Raw genomic sequence first — 20,059 nt, 5'->3', positions numbered from 1 at the left:
AATGCGAAGAAGCCCTGTGATCAGGTGATGATCACAGGGCTTCTTCCGTCTGCGTGGCAGATGAAGGATTCGAACCTTCGAAGGCAATGCCGGCTGATTTACAGTCAGCTCCCTTTGGCCGCTCGGGCAATCTGCCGCAGTGTGTGCTCGATGAGCACTTGAAAATACTACAAGCACGACCCCCGAATCACCAACTCGATAGACGCAGGTCACAATTATGCGTCTCGACTACACTCGGTGACCAGATACCCGTCCATCCTCTCACCACACAAGGAGCATTCATGGCCAGCGAATCCTCATTCGACGTCGTCAGCAAGGTCGACCGGCAGGAAGCCGACAATGCCTTGAACCAGGCGGCCAAAGAGATCAATTCCCGCTACGACTTCCGCGGCACCGACGCCTCGATCGCGTGGACCGGTGAAGCGATTCAGATGAAGGCCGTCAGCGAGGACCGGGTGAAGGCGATCCTCGACGTCTTCCAGTCGAAGCTGGTCAAGCGCGGCATCTCCCTGAAGTCCCTCGACGACAGCGAGCCCTACCCCTCGGGCAAGGAGTACCGCATCGATGCGAGCCTCAAGGAAGGCATCGACAAGGACAACGCGAAGAAGATCTCGAAGTACATCCGGGATGAGGGCCCCAAGGGCGTGAAATCGCAGATCCAGGGTGAGGAGCTGCGCGTGAGCTCGAAGAAGCGCGATGACCTGCAGGAGGTCATCTCCCTGCTCAAGGGCAAGGACCTCGATCTCGACGTCCAGTTCGTCAACTACCGCTGAGTCGTCGCTGTCGTTGAATCGTCGCTTCTGCCGTCATGACGCAGCAAGTCACTGCCTGACTCTTCGTGTCGCTGTGTGACCTGGTCATGACGGCAGGTGACAGCGATGGTCTCCCCCCACCGTCACCGCCCCGAACCCGGCGGCAGTATGGCGGCATGCTCAGCACATTCCCCACAGCCACCATCACCGGCTATACGCACCTTGGCCCGAACTGTGAGCAGACAAAAGCGCTTAAGGACTATTGGGCCGGCCGCCTCGATGCCGAGGCGTTCTCACAGTCCATGCACTCCCTGCGGTTGAACATTTACAGTCACCTGCGAGTACTTGGTTTGGACGAGGACTATTCGATCCCCGCCTCCTACACCCACTACGACCATGTCCTCGACACTGCCTTAAGCGTCGGGCTCGTCGCATCAGAGCCGACCGGCACCGACTTCGACGTCGACGAATACTTCGCTGCGGCACGAGGCATGGGGCAACAAGTGCCCTTTGCCCCGGAGCTCGAGGACTCCACCCGGTTCAGGGCCCGCCCCCAGCATCTGCTCTCACTCGTAGCGGAGGCCAAAGCCGCCGATCACACGATCCGACCTGTCCTCATCGGTCCTGTGACCCTGCTGGCACTGGCGCAGACGAGCCCAGGCACAAGCACCTCGGCGTTCGAGCGGCTCGACGAACTCACCACCGCCTACGTCGACGTCATCAGCATTCTTGCTGCGGCCGGGGTCGACTGGGTCCAGTTGGACGAACCTGCCTTTACGACCGATGTCGACGAGCACTCCGACACCGAGCTCGTCGAGGCGGCCTCCCGTGCCTATGCCACTCTGAGCAGGGCGAGCACGCGCCCGCAGATCTTCGTCACCGCTCCACACGGAAGCCTGCGAGGAGGATTGCCTGCGCTGGCACATTCGGGCATCGATGCCCTTGGTGTGGATGTCTCCGCGGCTACCCGCGCGATCGATCCGGACTACATCGTCCGCATTGCCGCGGAGACTCCGGCGTCGGTCCACCTCGTCGCCGGTGTCATCGACGCCCGCAGCGTGCTAACAGACGACCTGCCGACTAGTCTGTCGGTCCTGCAGTGCCTTGGTCGCGAATCGCTCAGCGTCTCCACCTCGACGTCGCTGCTGCTGATTCCCCAACCGGTGTCACCCGATGCCGATCTGCCGGCTGCCGACTCAGCCCGGGCCTGCCCCGCCGAGGAAGATGTCGCCGAGGCGAAGGTCACCGAGGTGAAGGCCCTGGCCAAGGCGCATGCCTCATCTCGAGTAAGTCGACCACATCGCCCGCTGCGCGAAACCGGCGACCCGCAGCAGCTCGTTGCGTCTCACACCGTGTTTCGCCTGGGCGGCCAGACCATGCCAGTTCGCCTGCACAAATCCAGCGACGGCATCAGCGTCGGTTCCTCCCAGGATCTCGCCCTCATCGATCGCCGTGGTGACGCGGTCGCGGAGGAGGCGTTCGTTCTTCGTCAACATGGTGGTGATGCCTCCACGCGTCTTTCGCGTCGCCGGAACCTCTGACATGACTGCGCTGGTGATGAGACAGCCAGGGTGTGAGTCCGGCGGCTGGGTGAACTCGATGACCGAGGACCTCAGCAGCTCATCGACGACGGTTCTGATGGACTGTGCAGCGACGGCCTTTTCGTACAGTTCCGTGTACCGCCGGGCGTAGACCCGAACGGATTCGCCGAACAGTCCGGCCTTGCTGCCGAATGCCGAGTAGAGGCTCGAGGTCGAGATCCCGATCGCCGAGCTCAGGTCCCGGGTCGACGTTCCGCTGTAGCCGAGGCGCCAGAACAGTCGTGCGGCCTCGAGCACGGCCCGGGCTCGATCGAACTCGGGAGGTCGTCCGCGGTTATTCGCTTCCACACTTACATTGTAGAACGACTGATCCATAATTATTTATGAAGCAGACGCTCCATAAATGTACCGATGCCGAAACTGAGCCTCAGGGCAATGCCATCGGGATGTAGTAGAGACCCTTCGAATCCTCTTCGACGGTGGCTCGCAGGCGATCATCGACACTGATGAAGTCATTGACCTTGATCGTGCCCTTGGAGTCACTGAGTTTGCGAACCGCAAATGCAGGAATGAGACCCTGACGACCGTCACCGTCGACCGCCAGTGCGTACTTCGGTCCTGTCGCCCTCACCTTGACCTCTATCGTGTCATCGGCAGCGGAGGGGACGGTGGTGTCTAGATCCGGATTCGTCAGAGCAGAGAGCTCAACGGCGAGGGTGTCGGCCATGTCATCGACCGTGGCGAGCATGTTCGCCATTGCGCGGGCAAACTCACCGTGCAGCTCACTGGGCTTCATCGCCGCGCCCGGTTTGTACATATCTTCGTGGGTCAGTTCGCCCCATGCGTCCTGCAACCTGGTCTTGACCTGGATCTCCGCAAAGACAGGCTCCCCCTGATCGGAGGGGATCTGCAGCGTCACGTGGCAGGCCCGGTAGCCGCTTGGCTTCGGTGGGTCGACGTAGTTCTTCTGCTCGATGAGAGCGAAGGCGCCGAGCTGCTGGGGGTCCGTCAGAGAGTCGAACATCATCTTCTGGTCTCGCGGTGATTTGCACAGCACCTTGACTCCGACGATGTCGCGAATGTGATTCTCCACGTCCTGAGGTGTCGAGACCCGCAGATCGGGATCATCGGCCGCCTTCTCGACGAGCTTCGCCAAAGTGCGAGCCGGATCTTTGATTCGATGCCCGTCGACGTCGAGGCGAGAGATGTCCTTGTTCTTCAGCAGACCCTTCTGCTGCTGCTTGAGCCAGTGCTTGATCCGCACGGCGGCAGATTCCCAGGCGTCACGGCGCTGCGCATAGGCCTGCGAGACCACTTCCCTCATCGCCGAATCCGCACTCACCGTTCCTCCTCTGTCACAGGGATCGTCATTGCTCCCATCAAACCACGAGCGCGCCACCGTTACGGTGACGCGCTCGCAGATTTCTGTGTCGAGTGCCTGTCGAACTCAGAGTTTGTCAGAACCAGAGTCTGTCGGAACCAGAGTTCGTCGGAATCAGTGCCCGGAGGCTGGCTGACTGGCGGCTTCCGCCTGCAGATGGCTGCGAGCCTCGGCCAGCATGCCCTCGCGGGTCGCAATCTTCACACGCTCGCGGCCTTCGGCCTCACCGAGAGCCTTCTCGGCGGTCTCCACACGGTGGTAGCCTTCCCAATCCACGTAGTCGACGCCCTTGGATTCGAGCAGTTCGACGATCGCAGAGTCATCCGGGTAGACGGGCTCTGTCAGCGCTCCGGCGGCGCGGTCATCGAGGATGTGGCCGATCGTCTCCAGGGCGTCGCCCTTGGTGTGGCCGATCAGGCCGACGGGTCCGCGCTTGATCCAGCCGGTCGTGTACACGCCCTGCACCACGTCTGCATCGGCAGAGGCTGCTTGCGCTTCTGCATCGACGACGCGGCCCTCATGGTTCGGAATGACTCCCTTGCCTGAGTCGAACGGCAGCTGCGGAAGTGCCGTGCCCGCATACCCGATTGCTCGGTACACGGCGTCGATCTCCCAATCGTGGAAGGTGCCGGTGCCGGCTGCTCCGCCCTTGCCGTCGAGCTCCATCCGTTCCGTGCGCAGCCCCGTGACCTTGTCCTCGCCGAGGATGGCGACCGGGGAATGGAGGAAGTGCAGGTGCAGACGACGCTTGGCACCGACAGGCTCACGCATCGTGAAGTCGGTCAGAGTCTTCGCGACCTGTTTGGTCTGGTTGTTCGACTCGATCGCGGCCAGCGAGCCCTCATCGAACTCGTAGTCCTCGGGGTAGACGATGATGTCGACGTCCTTCACATGCCCCAGCTCACGGAGCTCAAGGGGCGTGAACTTCGCCTGCGCCGGACCACGCCGACCGAACACGTGCACGTCAGTGACCTTCGAGGACTTCAGGCCTTCGTAGACGTGGTCAGGAATCTCGGTGGTGTGCATGTCATCGGCCTGCTTCGCCAGCACCCGGGCCACGTCGAGGGCCACGTTGCCGTTGCCGATGACCGCAACCTTCTCAGCATCCAGCGTCCACGTCTGGCCCACATCAGGATGCGAGTCGTACCAGTTGACGAAATCGGCGGCACCGTAGGAACCGGGGAGATCGACTCCGGGAAGATTCAGCGAGGCATCGATGAAGCAGCCGGTGGAGAAGATCACTGCGTCGTAACGGTCGGTCAGCTCTTCCAGCTTGATGTCGACGCCGTACTCCACGTTGGAGAACAGGCGGATATCACCGCGGTCGAGGACCTTGATGAGAGCGTTGATGATGCCCTTGATCCGCGGATGGTCCGGAGCCACACCGTAGCGGACGAGTCCGAACGGAGTCGGCAGACGTTCGAAGAGGTCGATGCTGACCTCGAAGTCACGCTCAGCCTTGGTCAGCAGATCGGCCGCATAGATCCCGGCAGGACCGGCACCCACAATAGCCACACGGAAGGGACGCGTCATTCTCACACCTCTCTAGTAAGTCATCTCCGATTGTATCGGCAATGAAGGACCTCCTAACAAACACGTGACGAAACTCGCATCCCGACTCTCGGGCGCATCTCAGACAGCAGTCGCAATCACCAGCGCCCTGTGAGTTGCCTAGACTCGGCCTGTGAACGCCTCTGCACCTGAAGAATCTGCCTTTCGCCGCGTCGGCTTGGGATACGGAACCACTGCCTACATCATCTGGGGTCTCATTCCCCTGCTCTTCGCCGCCGCAGCACCGACCGGCGCGCTCGAAATCGTCGCCCACCGGATCATCTGGTCGCTGATCTTCTGCGCCATCCTTCTCTTCTTCGCCAAGGGCTTCGCCCGCACCTGGCTGGTGATGCGCTCGGGAAAGACCTTCTGGCTGCTTGCCCTGGCATCCGTGCTCATCGCCGTGAACTGGACGACCTACGTCTACGGCATCGAAACCGGCCGCCTCGTCGAGATCTCTCTGGGCTACTACCTCAATCCGCTCATCTCGATCGGACTAGGTGTCATCTTCCTCAAGGAGAAGCTGCGCCCGCTGCAGTGGGCCGCGGTCGGATTCGGCGCGGTCGCCGTCGTCGTGGTCGGCCTCGGGATCGGACGCTTCCCCTACCTGGCGCTCACCGTGGCCGTCTCCTTCGGTCTCTACGGCCTGGTGAAGAACAAGGTCGGCGGGAAGGTCGGTGCTCTCGAAGGCATGACCGTCGAGACGGCCGTGCTCACCGTTCCCAGTCTTGCCTTCCTCGCCTACCTCGCCGCGCAGGGCGAGGGCACATTCATCGGCTTCGGGCCCTGGCACGTCGTCCTGCTCCTGGCCACAGGACCTCTGACTGCGATTCCGCTCATCCTCTTCGGCGCGGCCGCCAGGCGAATCCCTCTGTCCTGGGTGGGAATGCTGCAGTACATTGCCCCGACGATGCAGTTCATCCTCGGCGTCGCGCTCTTCGGTGAGGCGATGTCAACGACGAGGTGGATCGGATTCCTCATCATCTGGATCGCCGTCATCCTGCTGTGCACGGACATGGTCCGCCAGAGCCGACGACGCCCTTCCTTGGGCTGAAGCCCCTGCTACCGGTGGCCCGACGACACCCGTGATCAGGCAGGCCGCTCCGGCTCACTAGACTCTGTGTGTGATCGCAAATTCAGCCCCCGATGAGAACGCCTTCCGCCGTGCCGGTCTGATCAACGGCCTCTCCGCCTACCTGTTGTGGGGACTTATCCCTCTGCTGTTCGCCGCCGCGGCGCCGACCGGGGCCCTGGAACTCGTCTCACATCGCGTCGTCTGGTCTCTGCTCTTCTGTGCCGTCCTCCTGGTCTTCACCGGCGGATTCGCACGTACCTGGCAGGTCGTCCGGTCCGGTCGCACCTTCTGGATGCTGACCTTGGCCGCTGTGCTCATCGCCATCAACTGGACGGCGTTCATCTACGGAGTCGAAACCGGCCACCTCGTCGAGGTGTCGCTGGGCTACTACCTCAACCCGCTCATCTCCATCGGGCTGGGTGTCATCTTCCTCGGTGAGAAGCTGCGCCCCCTGCAGTGGACGGCGGCCGGATTCGGACTCATCGCCGTCATCATCGTCGGCCTCGGACTCGGCCGAATGCCGTACCTCTCGTTCACAGTGGCAATCTCCTTCGGACTCTACGGCCTGGTGAAGAACAAGGTCGGCAATCAAGTCGGGGCCTTGGAGGGAATGACGATCGAGTCTGCCGTACTGGCCATCCCCAGCGCCGCCTACCTGCTGATCCTCGGGGCGATGGGGCTCTCGACGTTCACCGGCCTCGGCGCCGGCCATGTCATCATCATCCTCATCACGGGTCCGGCGACGGCGATTCCGCTCATCCTCTTCAGTGCGGCGGCCCGAAGGATTCCACTGTCGTGGGTGGGCATGCTGCAGTACATCACGCCGACGATGCAGTTCATCACCGGTGTCTACATCCTCGGAGAGTCGATGTCGATGACGCGGTGGGTCGGCTTCTTCGTCATCTGGATCGCCGTGCTGCTGCTCTGCACCGACCTGATCCGCCAGAGCCGCCGCAGGCTCTAACCACAGCTGCCGAGCACGAGCACCGCGCCGGAGAGCACTCCGCCGAGAGCCACCGCCGTTCCCATGGCGGTGGTGGTGCGCCATCCTAGGGACTTTCCGACCATGACCATCGAGGGAATGCTCAGTGCCGGAAGCACGATCAGCAGTGCGCCGGTGACGCCCGCGCCCACTCCGACCGCCGACAATGCCAGGATGATCGGGATCTCGCCGCCGGTTGGGATCACCAGGAGCGTGCCCACGAGTGCGGCGATGAGAACCGCGAAGCCGCCGACCTGTGCTTCGAGTCCGTAGACACCCGAGAGCCACGGACTGATGAGTCCGACGATGAAGACCAGGGCCAGGTGCTCGGGCACGAGGATGAGGGTGAATTTCGACAGCGACCGCAGGTAGCGCACGGGAAGGGCGGAGAACGTGGTCGGTTCAAGACTCTGCTCAGGGACCACCTCGGCGCGCCCCTTGATCCAACGGCCGATGAGGGCACTGGCCCCGACGACGATGAGGAGTCCCACCACGAGACGGGTGAGGACGAACTGCCAGGGCAGAATGAGCGCGAGGAAGATCAGAACAGCGGGGTTGAGCAGCGGATTGCCCACCCAGTACGCCAAGGCAGCACTGCGCCTGACCCCCGAACCGCGCAGGCCGGCAGTCACCGGAGCCGCGCAGCAGGTGCACATCATGGACGGCAGCGACATCGCCGCGCCGACGAGCGACTGACTGGTGTGGCTACGACGATTCATCACACGCCGCAGCCAATCGCGCGGCACCAGCGCGTCGATGGCAGCAGCCACCACGAGCGCCACGAGCAGTGCTTTCCACACGGCGGTGAAGTACACGAGCGTGAAGTCCCAGGCTCCGGACAGGGAGAACGTCTCCCCAGCGGCTTCGAAGAGCGGACTGCCGTCCCAGACCGATGTCTGGCTCAGCGTCCAGGCCTTGTCCCAGTAAGGCATCCACTTCGACCAGCTCAGCCCCACCACGAGGAAGAGCACGAGGACGCCAAGACCGATCCAATCGACCGGAGTCAGACGCCGCCGATGGGGGGCCTCAAGCGGCTGAGCCCGGACCGTATCCGACATGGTCAGGCGCTGCGGGTGACTACAGAATCAGCGAACGTGAACAGTGATTCCTTGACCACTCCGTCGGGCAGCGGTGCCAGAGCGGCCTTCGCATCGTCAGCCCAGCGAACCGCCTCGGCGCGGGCTCGGGCCGTCACCGGGTGGGCGGCCAGAGCGGCACGGGCGGATTCGAGGGCCTCATCTGAGCTCAGGTCCGCATCCAGAAGTTCGACCACCTCGGCGGCGGTCGCGTCACCGTCAGCTGCGGCGGCGCGGACGTAGAGCACCGGCAGTGTGGGAACGCGTTCGCGCAGGTCCGTGCCCGGAGTCTTGCCCGACACCGATGAGGTGGTCGTCAGGTCGATGATGTCATCGGCGAGTTGGAAGGCGATGCCCACGCGTTCACCGAAGATCCGCACGGGCTCGGCCAGGGCCTGATCCGCTTGTGAGAACATGACCCCGAACTGCGCCGAGGTGGCGATGAGGGATCCGGTCTTGTCCGCGAGCACCTGAATGTAGTGCTCAATCGCATCCGCGTCCTCCGGCGGACCGGCAAATTCGTTGAGCTGACCGAGGACGAGGCGTTCGAAGGTCTCGGCCTGGACCCGCACAGCCTCGGGACCCAGTTTCGCGGTGACACCGGAGGCCTTTGAGAACAGGAGATCACCGGTGAGGATGGCCACGGAATTGCCCCACACCTCGTGCGCGGCAGGTGCACCACGGCGCACTGGAGCATCGTCCATCACATCGTCGTGGTACAGGGAGGCCAAGTGAATGAGCTCCACGGCAACGGCCGCATCGATGATCGCATCGCGGTTCGCCTCGCCGAGGCGGGCGGTGAGCAGCAGCAGGTTGGGGCGGGCGCGTTTGCCGCCGGCCGCGAGGAGATGTTTGGAGGTGGTGTCCGGCAGCTTCCGTGTCTGCTCGGTCACTTCGTAGAGCCTGCGCTCGACGGCTTCCAACTGTGTGGAGATATCCGCCGCAAGCTGGGCATCGGCACCAATAAAAGTCGCCGGAGAGGCTAGGTGGCTCATGTCCTCGTCATTCATCGTAGTCAGTGTTGTAGTCGCTGCTTGGCTCAGGCATTGCTGGTGGCCGGCACGATTCGGGTGAGAGCTGAAATCACCCGGTCGATGAGATCAGCCTCAGAGACCTTCGGGTCGCGGTAGAGGTTCGCCAACAATTTCACGACGAATTCCATCACAACGTCAACACCCATACCGTACTTGATTCCGAACTGCATGAGTGCAGGGTGGCCGATAATGGCGGAAAAAACGCGTCCCAGAGTGAAGTAGCCGCCCAGGGAGTCACCCACGAGCGCCGGGTATTCCTGCAGTTTCTCCCGCATCACATGCTTCGGGTAGCGGGAATAGGTGGAGATCACCTCGGCGGCCAGACGAGCGGACTCGAGGGCATAGTCGATGCCCTCGCCGTTGAAAGGGTTGACCATCCCACCCGAATCGCCGACGAGCAGGAGCCCCTTGTGGAAGTGCGGGGTGCGGTTGAAGGCCATCGGCAGCGCCGCGGACTTGATCGGCCCCAACGAGGTGGTCTCGTCGATGCCCCACTCGTGTCCCATGTCCGCGATCCACTGCCCCATCATGGTGCGGAAGTCGACGGAACCGAACTGAGGTGAGGAGTCCAGCAGGCCGGCACCGATGTTGATCGTGCCGTCGCCCAGCGGGAAGAGCCAGCCGTAGCCGGGCAGAACCTCGGACTCGCCCGCCGAATTGCGCGAGCGCATCTCGACCCAGCTCTCGATGTAGTCGTCGGCATGCCTCGGTGAGGAATGGTAGGCACGCACCGCCACACCCATCGGTCGGTCGTCGCGCTTCTCCAAGCCCATGGCCACTGCCAGGCGCGAGGAGACTCCGTCGGCGGCGATGACGATCGGGGCGCTGAAGTGCGCCTCGGGACCCACCCTGCGACCACGATGGTCGGTGCCGGAGGCGTGGACGCCCTGAATCCAGCCGTCCTCGCCGATGTCCGGGGACATGGCCTTGACCTGCTCGAACAGCCTGGCACCGCTGCGCTGGGCGTGACGGGCGAATGCCTCGTCCATGCCCATCCGCGGCTTCGTCAGCCCGAAGTTCGGGGTGCCGTCGATATCGGGCCAGTCGATCTCCAAGCGGTGCCCGCCGCCGATGAGGCGCAGTCCTCGGTTCTTGTGCCACCCCTCGGATTCAGGGGTCGCCATGCCCAGGTAGCCGACCTCTTTGACCGCGCGCGGGGTCAGGGCGTCGCCGCAGATCTTGTCGCGGGGAAACCCGGATTTCTCCAGGATGATGACCTCATGGCCGGCCTGCGCGAGGTAGGCGCCGATGGCCGATCCGGCAGGGCCCGCCCCGACGACGATGACCTCGGCGGAGAATTCGTTCACGGCTTGAGGGCGTGGTGGACGGCGACGATTCCGCCTGTGAGGTTGCGATGCTTGACCTGGTCGAAGCCGGCGCCGAGGATCTGCTGAGCGAATTCGTCCTGGTCAGGCCAGGCGCGGATCGATTCTGCGAGGTAGACGTAGGCCTCGGGGTTCGAGGACACGGCCTTCGCCACGGCGGGCAGGGCCCGCATCAGGTATTCCTTGTAGACGAGGCTGAAGGGGTCGAACGTCGGAGTCGAGAACTCGCAGATGATGAGTCGGCCACCGGGCTTGAGCACGCGCAGCATCTCTGCCAACGCGGTGTCCACGTCATTGACGTTGCGGATGCCGAAGGAGATGGTGACGACGTCGAAGCTGGCATCGGAGAACGGCAGGTCCATCGCATCGGCGTAGATGAAGTCGATCTTGGGGTGTCTGCGGCGCCCTTCGGAGAGCATGCCCTGTGAGATGTCGCCGGCGACCACCTCGGCGCCGTGATGGGTGAACGTCATCGATGACGTTCCCGTCCCGGCCGCGAGATCGAGGACACGTTCGCCGGGGCCGGCAGCCACCGAATGTGCGACAGTCCGGCGCCAGGTGCGCGCCAGGCCGAAGGTGAGCACGTCGTTGGTGAGGTCGTAGCGGGAGGCGACGTCATCGAACATCGACGCGACGTCGTCGGGCTGCTTGTCCAGCTGAGCACGGTTCATTCCACCATTGTCTCAACACCTGAACCCGGGGGCGAATTCGCGGGCCGTTTTCCCTGCTGTTCGCCGTGTGGAACTCGCCACAGTCAGTCCACTTCGGCGAATTCGCTGGGGCGGATGCGACGATTTTCTGGACTAGAGTGGGGCTGAAATGACTACGACCTTCAGCACCTCTGACATCTGCACCGCGCCCCCGCGCCTGCACGTGAGCTCTCGCTTCGTCGACGACGTCGAGCCGAGCCCGGGCTTCCCCTTCGAATCCGGGCTTCCCACCTCCGTCGAGGAGACGCTGGAACTCCTGCCCACCTCGGCGTTCTCCTGCTGGGTTCGCGACACCTCGGGTCTCATCGGCTTCGGCCGCACACTGCGCATCCGCGCCCGCGGCCGCGACCGCTTCACCGAGCTCTCCAAGGCATGGAAGGCCATCACGGATGCCGCGAGCATCGAGGACGAGGTCGACCTGCTCGGCTCGGGACTCATGTGCTTCGCCACCGTCGCCTACTCGGGAGAGTCCGAGGTCGATTCCCTCATCCACGTCCCCGAATTCGTCCTCGGACGCCGAGGTGGTCGCGTCTGGATGACATCGATCATCACTGAGGGCGCGACCCCTGTCCCGCCGGTGCTCAAGTCCGAACCGCTGCGCCGAGTCACCTCGGCGACGTCCTCCCCCGGTGATCTCGACAGCTCCTCGTGGGCGGACCTGGTCGCCAAGGTCTCGCAGATGCTCACCCCCGTCGGAGACTCCGCCGAGGTGGACCCCTTCACCGAGGATTCCACGCTGCGCAAGATCGTGCTGGCCCGGGACGAGCTGGTTACCTCCGACGATGACATCGATGTGCGGTCCGTGCTGGGTGAGCTCAACCGCAGCTACCCCAGCTGCTGGACCTTCAATGTCGCGGGTCTCATCGGCTCCACCCCAGAGCTGCTCATCGGGGTGGAGAACGCCCGCGTGACCTCGCGCGTGCTCGCGGGCACGTATCGAGTGGAGAACGACCCGACTTCGGAGATGCCGGCAGCCAGGAAGCTGCTGAGCGCGCACAAAGACAGCACCGAGCACGCCTTCGCGATCGCCTCCCTGCAGCGCAGTCTCAGCTCTGTCGCCGACGATGTCAGCGTCGACGAGCGACCGCACCTGCTGCCCTTGGCCAATGTCATCCATTCGGCCTCCGACGCCTCGGCGCACCTGCCCGAGGACTCCTGCCTCAATGCCCTGGACATCGCCGCGGCCGTGCACCCGACCGCGGCTGTGGGCGGATACCCGCAGGCCAGCGCGGTCGCACACGTGGATGAGCTGGAGCCGCTCGATCGCGGTCGGTATTCGGGACCGGTCGGCTGGATGGACGATCGCGGCAACGGACAGTTCGGCATCGCCCTGCGCTGCGGACAGCTCGAGGATCGCAATCGGATCCGCCTGTTCGCCGGTGCGGGCATCATGCCCGATTCGGATCCCCTCGCCGAGGTGGCCGAGACCGAAGCCAAATTCGCTCCGATGCGCCGTGCGCTGGGGTTGGAATAACAGTCTGATTGCTTCGCAAGATTGACACTGTGTCAAGGTTTTGGCGGTTCGTGTCAGTGGCTGTGTCAGTGCCTCGGCATACCCTTGTCACATGTTCACGCATCCCGCGAACGACCCGGACCACCCCGAATATCGGGGTCCTGGTTCGTGGGCCCGGACACCGGGCATCACCACCGATATCGATCGGTGGTGTCAGACGCTGCGTGACCTCGAACCAGCAGATGATGCGTGGGAGGCTCAGACGCGCATTCGCGCTCTCGAGGAGCTCACGTCTGCCGCGGCAGCTGCTCAAGCGCGTGAGGCTGTGGCTTTTCACCAGCACCGCCAACGCGAAGATGCCGCCAATGATGTGCCCAAGCGAGAGCAGGGAAAATACGCCGGCAATGAGATCGCCTTGGCCAAGAGAGTCTCACCCTCGACAGGACGAAAATTTCTGTCGACCTCGAAGGCTGTGGTCAACGATCTGCCCCGCACATTTGAGGCTCTGGCCAGCGGATCCATCTCCGAAGCCAAAGCTCGCATCATCGCCGATGAGACCGCCTGGCTCACTCCCGAAGAGCGTGAGTTCGTCGACGAGGAACTCAAAGACCGGGCTACGGCAGCCGGCAGTCGCCGGCTGCGTACAGAAGCTCGCGCGCTGGCGGCCAATGTGTCGTCCGACAATGCGCATGAGAGGGCCGAATCAGCGAGGGCGGACCGCCATGTGTCTCTGAAGGCGCTCAACAACGGCATGGCTCAGCTCAGTGCCACGCTGCCTCTGCAGCAGGCTGTCGCCGCCTATGAGAGTTTGGAGGCCACCGCCGCCGAGCGCGGGATGATCGGCCAAGACTTCGACCGTACTCGCAATCAGCTGATGGCAGATATCTTCGTGGAACGTCTTACCGGTCAGGACTCTGCCGACAACGTACCCACCGAGGTCCATGTCGTCATGGAAGCCGAGAGTCTCTTCTCGGACGGTCGGGTTCCTGCGTGGATTCCGAGCTATGGCCCGCTCCCTGCGAAGACGGCACGGAACTTCGTGGCGGCGAATAGAGCCAGAACTTTCATTCGGCGCATGTTCACTTCACCGGACACAGGACAATTGGTCAGCATGGACTCGCGCAAACGCACCTTCCGTGGTCTGTTGCGACGTATGGTCGTCTTCCGTGACGATGTCTGCCGGACTCCGTGGTGCGACGCCCCGATCAAGCACGCCGATCACGTGACTCCGGTCGCCGAGGGCGGAGAAACAGAGTGGTCCAACGCATCCGGACTCTGCGCTGCCTGCAACTACGCCAAGGAACACCCCGGGTGGAAGCACAAGGCAACTGCCGATGATCTCACCGTCTCCACCCCCACCGGCGAAGAATTTGAAACTGCCACTCCCCCATTCGTCACCAAGTTCAGTCACCCACCGCCAGGTCCGAGTTCGTCTTCCACCGAGAATGCGAGAGATGGTGTTGTCGACTTCCCCGCTCCGAGTCCCGTAGAAGAGCTCTTCGACAAGCTGGTCCTCAGGGATACAGGCTGAACCCGCATCGCGGCTGAGAAGCTGCATTATTGGCAACAGCGGGGCTCGATGTTGCGGACGTGAGCACTTCTGCGACTCATACTGCGCAGTCCAGGATCACCCCGACCTCAGATCAGGTCAGGTCAGATCGAGTCAGATCGGGTCAGGCCAGATCAGATCGGGGCGGGTGCAATCAGGTCAGGTCAACTTCGATGATCCGACGGCCGCGACGCATCCGCGTCACCTGGTTTGATTCCAATCCGTCGACACCACGCGCGGCCATCCCGATCTCTGAAGTGGAATCGACCTCTGAGTTGGAGTCGAACTCCGCGATGAAATCGTCGAGCAGGCTGGACTCTTTGCGGGATCCCACCCGCGAGTACTCCCATCCATAGCCCACAGCAAGATTCTTGAAATCTCGACCGTGAGGAACAGTGAAGTATCTTTCGAGGTACGGCGCCACATGTTCCTGCGAATGTTCGAGCCCGGAGAAGATCGCACCACCATCATCGTTGAGTACGACGATGATCACATCCCCACCCTCTTCTGCGCTCGGCGTCAGCAGACCGCCGACGTCGTGGAGCATTGCGATATCGCCGATGACGAGCACCACCTGCTCACCAAGACCAAGGGATAGCCCAGTCGCTGTGGAGATCAGGCCGTCGATACCAGCCAGCCCGCGCGACGCGTGAACGTGCGCGCGAACATCGGTGGCTTCGCTGAGATAGCGAATCGTGTTTGAACTCGCTGCGAAGAGGTTGATATCCCGGTTGGCCAACTCTTCGGTGATCGCTCGTGCGCTCGACTGCGTCGACTCGACCTCACGTGTCCGACGCGACTCGGCGATGATAGCTTCACTGGCCCTTACCCACTCATCTCGCCAACCCGTGTCCATGCTCGGGTGAAGGGGTGTCCCGCCTGAGACGGTGTTGGGGGCGGCCGCAACGTCGGAGACAGTGCTGTCGCCGCCGCTGCCGGCAACCTCGTCGACCGAAGGTGATTCCGACGACCTGGCCGAGAGTGACACGGCGTCGACGTCATCAGGTAGACGCTGGACCAGTACCTCGGAGTCGGCAAGCAGAGCAGCAACGGGCCTGGTCAAAGTCGGTTTTCCGTGCACGATCACGGTTCTGATCGCTGTGCGCAGATCCTCGCGTTCGCTGAGCACCCTCGCGTGCGCCGGGACCACGACACTCGAGTCTCGCAACTCGGAAGTCAGAGGGCTCGAGGGCTCAGCCAGAACGGGGATCGCGTGTTCCTCGGCCAATGACTTCAACGCGGTGGCCGCGTGACCTCCTGCATCTCCAGCGACGATGACCGTTCCCGGGAGAATTCTCACTGAGATATCTTTGGCTGAGTCCGAGTACGAGACAGCATCTGAGCCTGCGAACGCAGACTTCGAGGCTTCATTCGCGCTCTTCGCCGCTAATGACTGCACTGCTGCCTTCCACTCGGCGAGCTCCGTGACTGTCGGCACTAGGGGCACGTCGAACTGCACGTTGAACTGGACAGGGCCGACCTCCCCCGTACCCGACTCGGACTCCGTGTCCGAAGCTGCGCCCGTGACCAAATCTCTGCCCGAGCCCGGATCCGTGACCAGGCCAAGCGAATGTGCGACCGCCTCGGCGAAGAGTTGACCTGCGTCAGCACTTCCTGCGGGCACATCGATGCGGACACGCACATCGCTGAGCACCTGCGATTGGTCGTCGATCGTCTGGTTGGCTCCGGTCCCTCGCAGTCGGGCCGGACGATCCGCTGTGATTGCAATGAGCGGAAGGTGACCGTACGAGGCTTCAAGCACAGCCGGATGCAGGTTCGCCACCGCCGACCCTGAGGTCGTCACCAAGGCCACTGCTCCGTCTCGGCCCCCCGCGGTACCGGCACGCGTCCGTACCCCACCAGCACGACTCTGCTTCGCGCGCAGACCCCGCGCCAGCCCCAGTGCCAAGAACCCAGCATCACGCTCATCGATGCGCACGTGCGTACGGATCACCCCCGCCTCGGCGAGGGGGGCGAGCGCATAGATCAACGGCGCCGACCGGGAACCAGGCGCGATGACAACCTCGGTGACTCCGGACGAAGCCAACCCACGGGCAATCTGCTGCGCCACTGCGCTCGAATTCAACATCACCTGATATTCAACCACTAACCCACCTGCGGTTCACGTTGACTCTCTACGGTTGTCCCATGCGCCGATCGATTCTCTTCGCGGTTGGGGCGCGTGCAATCCGTTCGCTGACTGCTGCCCGCTCCCACAGAGGACGCTTCCCAACCCTCGACCAGAACAGCTCGTTCCTCGGTCCCGAGCCTCGCGGCAAGGAGGCGAGGAAATGGCACATCCGCGACAAACGCAAGCTGTCGAACCGGCTGCGGGAGTTCTTCATCTACTCCCCCGCGCTGGGCCGGACCGTCGGTGTGCGCGTGCTGCTGCCCGGGATCCCGCAGGAGGTCAGCCCGGTCATCCACCTCTATCACGGCGGCGGCGATGACTTCCGATCTTGGACTGACTTCGGTGCAGCCGAGGAACTCACACTCAACTCGCCCTACCTGGTCGTCATGCCCGATGCAGGAGCAGGAACCTACTCCCGGGTGGCTGTCGGAAGCGAGGTCCACGACTGGCCGTCCTTCCACACCAAAGAGATCCCGGAGTTCCTGGCCAAGAACTTCTCGGTGGATTTCGCCCCGGATAACCAGCTCCTGGCTGGACTGTCCATGGGTGGCTACGGGGCGATGAAGTACGCCGCCTGGCATCCGGACCGCTACAGCTGGGCCGCGGCCTTCTCCTCACCGCTCGACCCGCTGTCTGCGGTACCGGCCTTCGACATCATTGCCATGCGGGAGGGTGCGAAGTCGATGACCCTGTTCGGTGATCCCGTCGCCGACCGCAACGAATGGATCGCGAACTCCCCCTACGGTCTGGCGGAGAACCTGCAGGGTCTTCACCTCTGGCTCAGTGCCGGCTCCGGCAGCCTCGAGGAGTCAAAGGACCGTGACCTCCTCGAATCCATGGTCAACCAGCAGGGAGAACGCTTCTCCGCGCGATTGAACTCACTCGGCATCCGCCACTCGTGGTTCCCCCGCACCACCGGCCTGCACAACTGGATCAGCTGGGAACGAGAGTTGGGAGCCTGGCTGAAGACCCTGCGCCGCCAACGCGACTATGCCAGCTCCGACCACCGCAGCGTCGAACGCCGAGGTGGCGATCTCGAACGCCGAGGTGGCAGTCTCGAACCCAGCGGCAGCATCGTCGAGGATCACGATGCGCCTCGTCCCGAGTCCACCACGGTCAACAACTCCGACCGCCGCCGAGGTGGTCCCCGGGTGGCCGATGGTGGTGAGTTCTCGTATCTGACAGGTCATGCGCTCTTCGACATCCACGGGTGGCGAGTCGAGATCTCACGGCGTCGGGCCCAGATCGTGTGCTTCGGCTCGGTCAGCGCAGCCGGCTTCTCCCTGACCGGCACCGGAAGCTTCCGAGTCCGCACGCCGGGCCTGTATGAACCGGGCCGCCGCTACGACATCTCCGTCGTCGGACCCACCGGAACGAACGACTATCCGCAGCGAGCTGACAAGAAGGGGCGTCTGACCTTCACCGGTCGTCTGGCCGCGGCCATGCACGACCCGATCATCCCCGGCAAGCGCACTCAGCACTTCACGACTGTGGGCCAGGCCGAGGTCACGACAGTGCGCATCGCCTCGGCGAAGAACGACGAGCCGGCAGTCAAAACAACAGATGTGTCGGATTCGGCACATGTCGATGCCAAATCCACCGCAACTTCTGTTTATGGTTATAACGGTCACAACATCGTGACCGCCCTTCGTCCTTCTGAATGAACGTTGACTCCGAGAGGTCACCAATGAAACGCGTACTCCCCGCCATCGCTCTCATCGCCGGATTGGCCCTGACAGGCTGTTCGGGATCCGGGCCCGCAAAAGAAGAGGCTGCAGGAGAGCAGAAGTCCGCAGCCGCCGAGACACCCGAAGCAAAGCAGCTCGACGAGGCTCAGCTCAAGAAGATCATCGAATCCACCAATGCCGGCGGCCAGTCCTTCAAGTCGGTCGACATCGGAGATGCCTCAGGCAGCGAAGCCATCAAGGCTCTCGAAAGTGCCGAATACGAGCCTGCCGAATGCAAGGATCTGGCAATGTCTGCGCTCAACGCCAGCGAGTCGAGCAACGGCACCACCCTGGCAGGAGCTTCCGCAGACAACACGTTGAGCGTTGCCCTGATGAGCTTGGCCGATGAGGATGCCGCAGGTTCTCAGCTCAAGAACTCGACCAAGATCGCCGAGAAGTGCAGTGATGTGACCATCAAGTCCCAGGGCATCGAGATGAACATGTCCTACGAGACCTTCGACGCCACCGTTGACGGTGCCGACGAGACCGTGGGCGTGCGTGCCAACATCGAAGCTGGTGGGCAGACCGTCCTCAACACCGACACCGTCACCAGCCGCGTGGGCAACAACATCGTCACCGCCGCCAACATCGCCGACACCGGCGATGAGAATATCGTTCCTGACACCGCGGCGGCCTTCGTCGACGCGGTCAAGAACGCCGGCTGAGCAGAGCAGTCCAGCACTCCTGCAGCCGCTTCTCCCACCAGTCGAATCGTCCCGGATCCACCGCCAGCGTCTCCAGTCGCTGTGGGTCCGGGACGATTCGCGTAACAGGTATCTGCCCGTCGACGGGCCTCAGGCTCTGAGCGGGCTCCACAACATCCTCGGCGAAGAGCCGACCCGTGCCCAGACCGCACGCAGGGTGTTCGCCGAGCAGCTCCCGGCTTCGTTGGGTGCGCAGCAGCGTGGCCGCCAGCTGGGCTCCGGCGGCTAGCCCGACGGAGGATTCCAACGCCGATGACACAACGGCCGGCAGTCCGCAGGCTTCCAGGACTGAGCGTGCGGCAGCGATCCCACCCAGCGGTTGGACCTTGACGATGACAACCTCGGCGGCGCCCAGTTCGGCCACTCGCACCGGATCTTCGGCCTTTCGGATCGACTCGTCTGCGGCCAAAACCACGGGCAGCTCCCGGGCCGAGAGCTGCTCACGCAATCGCGCCATGTCCTCAACTGCCGCGACCGGCTGCTCGAAGTACTGCAGGTCGAATTCCGCGAATTCCGTGCAGGCCGCAAGCGCTTCGGGCAGCGTATAGCCAGCGTTCGCATCGAGGCGCAGAGTCGTCTCGGGAAACAGCCGACGGAATTCGCGCAACCGGTCCCAGTCCTCCGGCAGCGAGTCGATCCCGTGTTCGGCCACCTTCGCTTTGACTGTGCCGACCGGCCCGTAGCGGGCAAGAATCGGTCCCACCTCTGAGGTGGCACACGCCGGCAGGGTCGCGTTCACGGCAACACTCTGGCCGACTGTTTCAGCCGCAGATCCGACGGCGCTGGGCTCAACCTCAGCAGTCGGCAGCAGACCCGCGAACTCGAGGGCAGCCTGCAGCCAGCGGGAGGATTCGACTGAACCGTATTCGGTGAATGGGGAGAACTCCGCCCACCCATCGGGGCCTTCGAAGAGCATGACCTCGCGTTCGGTGATCGACCGAAATCGAGTGACCATGGGGAGTTTGAGAACGTGGAATTTCGGCACGAGCTCGGCGATCGACTCCGGAAACTGCTGCACATCAGCCATGAGGCAACCCTATCGGCCAGTCGACAGGCGATAGGGTTGGG

At 63.2% G+C, this 20,059-nt stretch carries 16 protein-coding genes, 1 tRNA gene and 1 pseudogene; 8 read left to right on the top strand and 10 right to left on the bottom strand.

The window, feature by feature from the left end:
- Window positions 1–54: 54 nt before the first annotated feature.
- Window positions 55–136 (bottom strand) — tRNA-Tyr (locus PGC08_RS05965).
- 145 nt (window positions 137–281) lie between these two features.
- Here PGC08_RS05965 and PGC08_RS05960 point away from each other — a divergent pair.
- Together PGC08_RS05960 and PGC08_RS19560 are read left to right on the top strand one after the other, a co-directional pair.
- Window positions 282–773, top strand: a complete 492-nt coding sequence (locus PGC08_RS05960; RefSeq protein WP_271709756.1) for a YajQ family cyclic di-GMP-binding protein — start codon at window positions 282–284, stop codon at window positions 771–773.
- Window positions 774–859: 86 nt separating this feature from the next.
- Window positions 860–1,798: pseudogene (locus PGC08_RS19560) on the top strand (5-methyltetrahydropteroyltriglutamate--homocysteine S-methyltransferase); the annotation flags it as partial.
- Between the two features lie 231 nt (window positions 1,799–2,029).
- Here PGC08_RS19560 and PGC08_RS19555 read toward each other — a convergent pair.
- The 3 genes from PGC08_RS19555 to PGC08_RS05940 form a co-directional block, all read right to left on the bottom strand.
- The gene (locus PGC08_RS19555; RefSeq protein ID WP_442868157.1) at window positions 2,030–2,668 is read right to left on the bottom strand and encodes a TetR/AcrR family transcriptional regulator; all 639 of its coding nucleotides are present in this window, start codon (window positions 2,666–2,668) and stop codon (window positions 2,030–2,032) included.
- 52 nt (window positions 2,669–2,720) lie between these two features.
- Window positions 2,721–3,635, bottom strand: coding sequence for a GTP pyrophosphokinase (locus PGC08_RS05945; RefSeq protein WP_009882882.1), 915 nt, complete (start codon window positions 3,633–3,635; stop codon window positions 2,721–2,723).
- 153 nt (window positions 3,636–3,788) lie between these two features.
- Window positions 3,789–5,207 (bottom strand): FAD-dependent oxidoreductase, encoded by a 1,419-nt coding sequence (locus tag PGC08_RS05940; protein WP_271709754.1) that lies wholly within the window; start codon window positions 5,205–5,207, stop codon window positions 3,789–3,791.
- Window positions 5,208–5,358: 151 nt separating this feature from the next.
- On the opposite strand from PGC08_RS05940, the gene rarD (PGC08_RS05935) reads away from it, so the two are divergent.
- Both rarD (PGC08_RS05935) and rarD (PGC08_RS05930) read left to right on the top strand, forming a co-directional pair.
- Window positions 5,359–6,279 (top strand): EamA family transporter RarD, encoded by a 921-nt coding sequence (gene rarD, locus PGC08_RS05935; protein WP_271709753.1) that lies wholly within the window; start codon window positions 5,359–5,361, stop codon window positions 6,277–6,279.
- Window positions 6,280–6,349: 70 nt separating this feature from the next.
- Window positions 6,350–7,264 carry an EamA family transporter RarD gene (gene rarD / locus PGC08_RS05930; RefSeq protein ID WP_096158413.1) on the top strand — a complete coding sequence of 305 codons (915 nt, stop codon included), beginning with the start codon at window positions 6,350–6,352 and terminating at the stop codon, window positions 7,262–7,264.
- Here the strand turns inward: rarD (PGC08_RS05930) and PGC08_RS05925 are convergent.
- The 4 genes from PGC08_RS05925 to PGC08_RS05910 are packed head-to-tail and all read right to left on the bottom strand — an operon-like array spanning window position 7,261 to window position 11,388.
- A complete protein-coding gene (locus PGC08_RS05925; RefSeq protein ID WP_271709752.1) occupies window positions 7,261–8,340 on the bottom strand; it encodes a permease in 1,080 nt (359 codons plus the stop codon). The two genes, rarD (PGC08_RS05930) and PGC08_RS05925, sit on opposite strands and share 4 nt — an antisense overlap.
- Window positions 8,341–8,342: 2 nt before the next feature.
- The gene (locus tag PGC08_RS05920) at window positions 8,343–9,368 is read right to left on the bottom strand and encodes a polyprenyl synthetase family protein (protein ID WP_407060774.1); all 1,026 of its coding nucleotides are present in this window, start codon (window positions 9,366–9,368) and stop codon (window positions 8,343–8,345) included.
- Between the two features lie 29 nt (window positions 9,369–9,397).
- The gene (locus PGC08_RS05915; protein ID WP_009882892.1) at window positions 9,398–10,699 is read right to left on the bottom strand and encodes a geranylgeranyl reductase family protein; all 1,302 of its coding nucleotides are present in this window, start codon (window positions 10,697–10,699) and stop codon (window positions 9,398–9,400) included.
- Complete coding sequence (locus PGC08_RS05910) at window positions 10,696–11,388, bottom strand: demethylmenaquinone methyltransferase (RefSeq protein WP_009882894.1); 693 nt, start codon at window positions 11,386–11,388, stop codon at window positions 10,696–10,698. The genes PGC08_RS05915 and PGC08_RS05910 overlap by 4 nt, the downstream gene beginning before the upstream one ends.
- Before the next feature lie 148 nt (window positions 11,389–11,536).
- Here PGC08_RS05910 and PGC08_RS05905 point away from each other — a divergent pair, with 148 nt between their 5' ends.
- Together PGC08_RS05905 and PGC08_RS05900 are read left to right on the top strand one after the other, a co-directional pair.
- Window positions 11,537–12,901: an isochorismate synthase gene (locus PGC08_RS05905; RefSeq protein ID WP_271709751.1), complete on the top strand. Its 1,365-nt coding sequence runs from the start codon at window positions 11,537–11,539 to the stop codon at window positions 12,899–12,901.
- Between the two features lie 91 nt (window positions 12,902–12,992).
- On the top strand, window positions 12,993–14,411 hold the full coding sequence (locus tag PGC08_RS05900; protein WP_009882897.1) for an HNH endonuclease: 1,419 nt from the start codon (window positions 12,993–12,995) through the stop codon (window positions 14,409–14,411).
- Between the two features lie 172 nt (window positions 14,412–14,583).
- Here PGC08_RS05900 and menD read toward each other — a convergent pair whose 3' ends face one another.
- Window positions 14,584–16,518, bottom strand: a complete 1,935-nt coding sequence (gene menD, locus PGC08_RS05895; RefSeq protein ID WP_271709750.1) for a 2-succinyl-5-enolpyruvyl-6-hydroxy-3-cyclohexene-1-carboxylic-acid synthase — start codon at window positions 16,516–16,518, stop codon at window positions 14,584–14,586.
- 59 nt (window positions 16,519–16,577) lie between these two features.
- Here menD and PGC08_RS05890 point away from each other — a divergent pair, with 59 nt between their 5' ends.
- Both PGC08_RS05890 and PGC08_RS05885 read left to right on the top strand, forming a co-directional pair.
- Complete coding sequence (locus PGC08_RS05890; RefSeq protein WP_271709749.1) at window positions 16,578–18,224, top strand: alpha/beta hydrolase; 1,647 nt, start codon at window positions 16,578–16,580, stop codon at window positions 18,222–18,224.
- A gap of 23 nt (window positions 18,225–18,247) precedes the next feature.
- Entirely contained in the window at window positions 18,248–18,952 is a 705-nt protein-coding gene (locus tag PGC08_RS05885; RefSeq protein ID WP_009882901.1) for a hypothetical protein, read from the top strand.
- Here PGC08_RS05885 and PGC08_RS05880 read toward each other — a convergent pair.
- A complete protein-coding gene (locus PGC08_RS05880) occupies window positions 18,936–20,018 on the bottom strand; it encodes an o-succinylbenzoate synthase (RefSeq protein ID WP_271709748.1) in 1,083 nt (360 codons plus the stop codon). The two genes, PGC08_RS05885 and PGC08_RS05880, sit on opposite strands and share 17 nt — an antisense overlap.
- Between the last annotated feature and the right edge of the window lie 41 nt (window positions 20,019–20,059).

It is taken from the genome of Brevibacterium sp. BDJS002, from assembly GCF_028201555.1.
Taxonomy (GTDB): domain Bacteria; phylum Actinomycetota; class Actinomycetes; order Actinomycetales; family Brevibacteriaceae; genus Brevibacterium; species Brevibacterium aurantiacum.
Note: the sequence above shows the minus strand (reverse complement) of the source record. Positions and strands in the feature narration are given on the sequence as shown.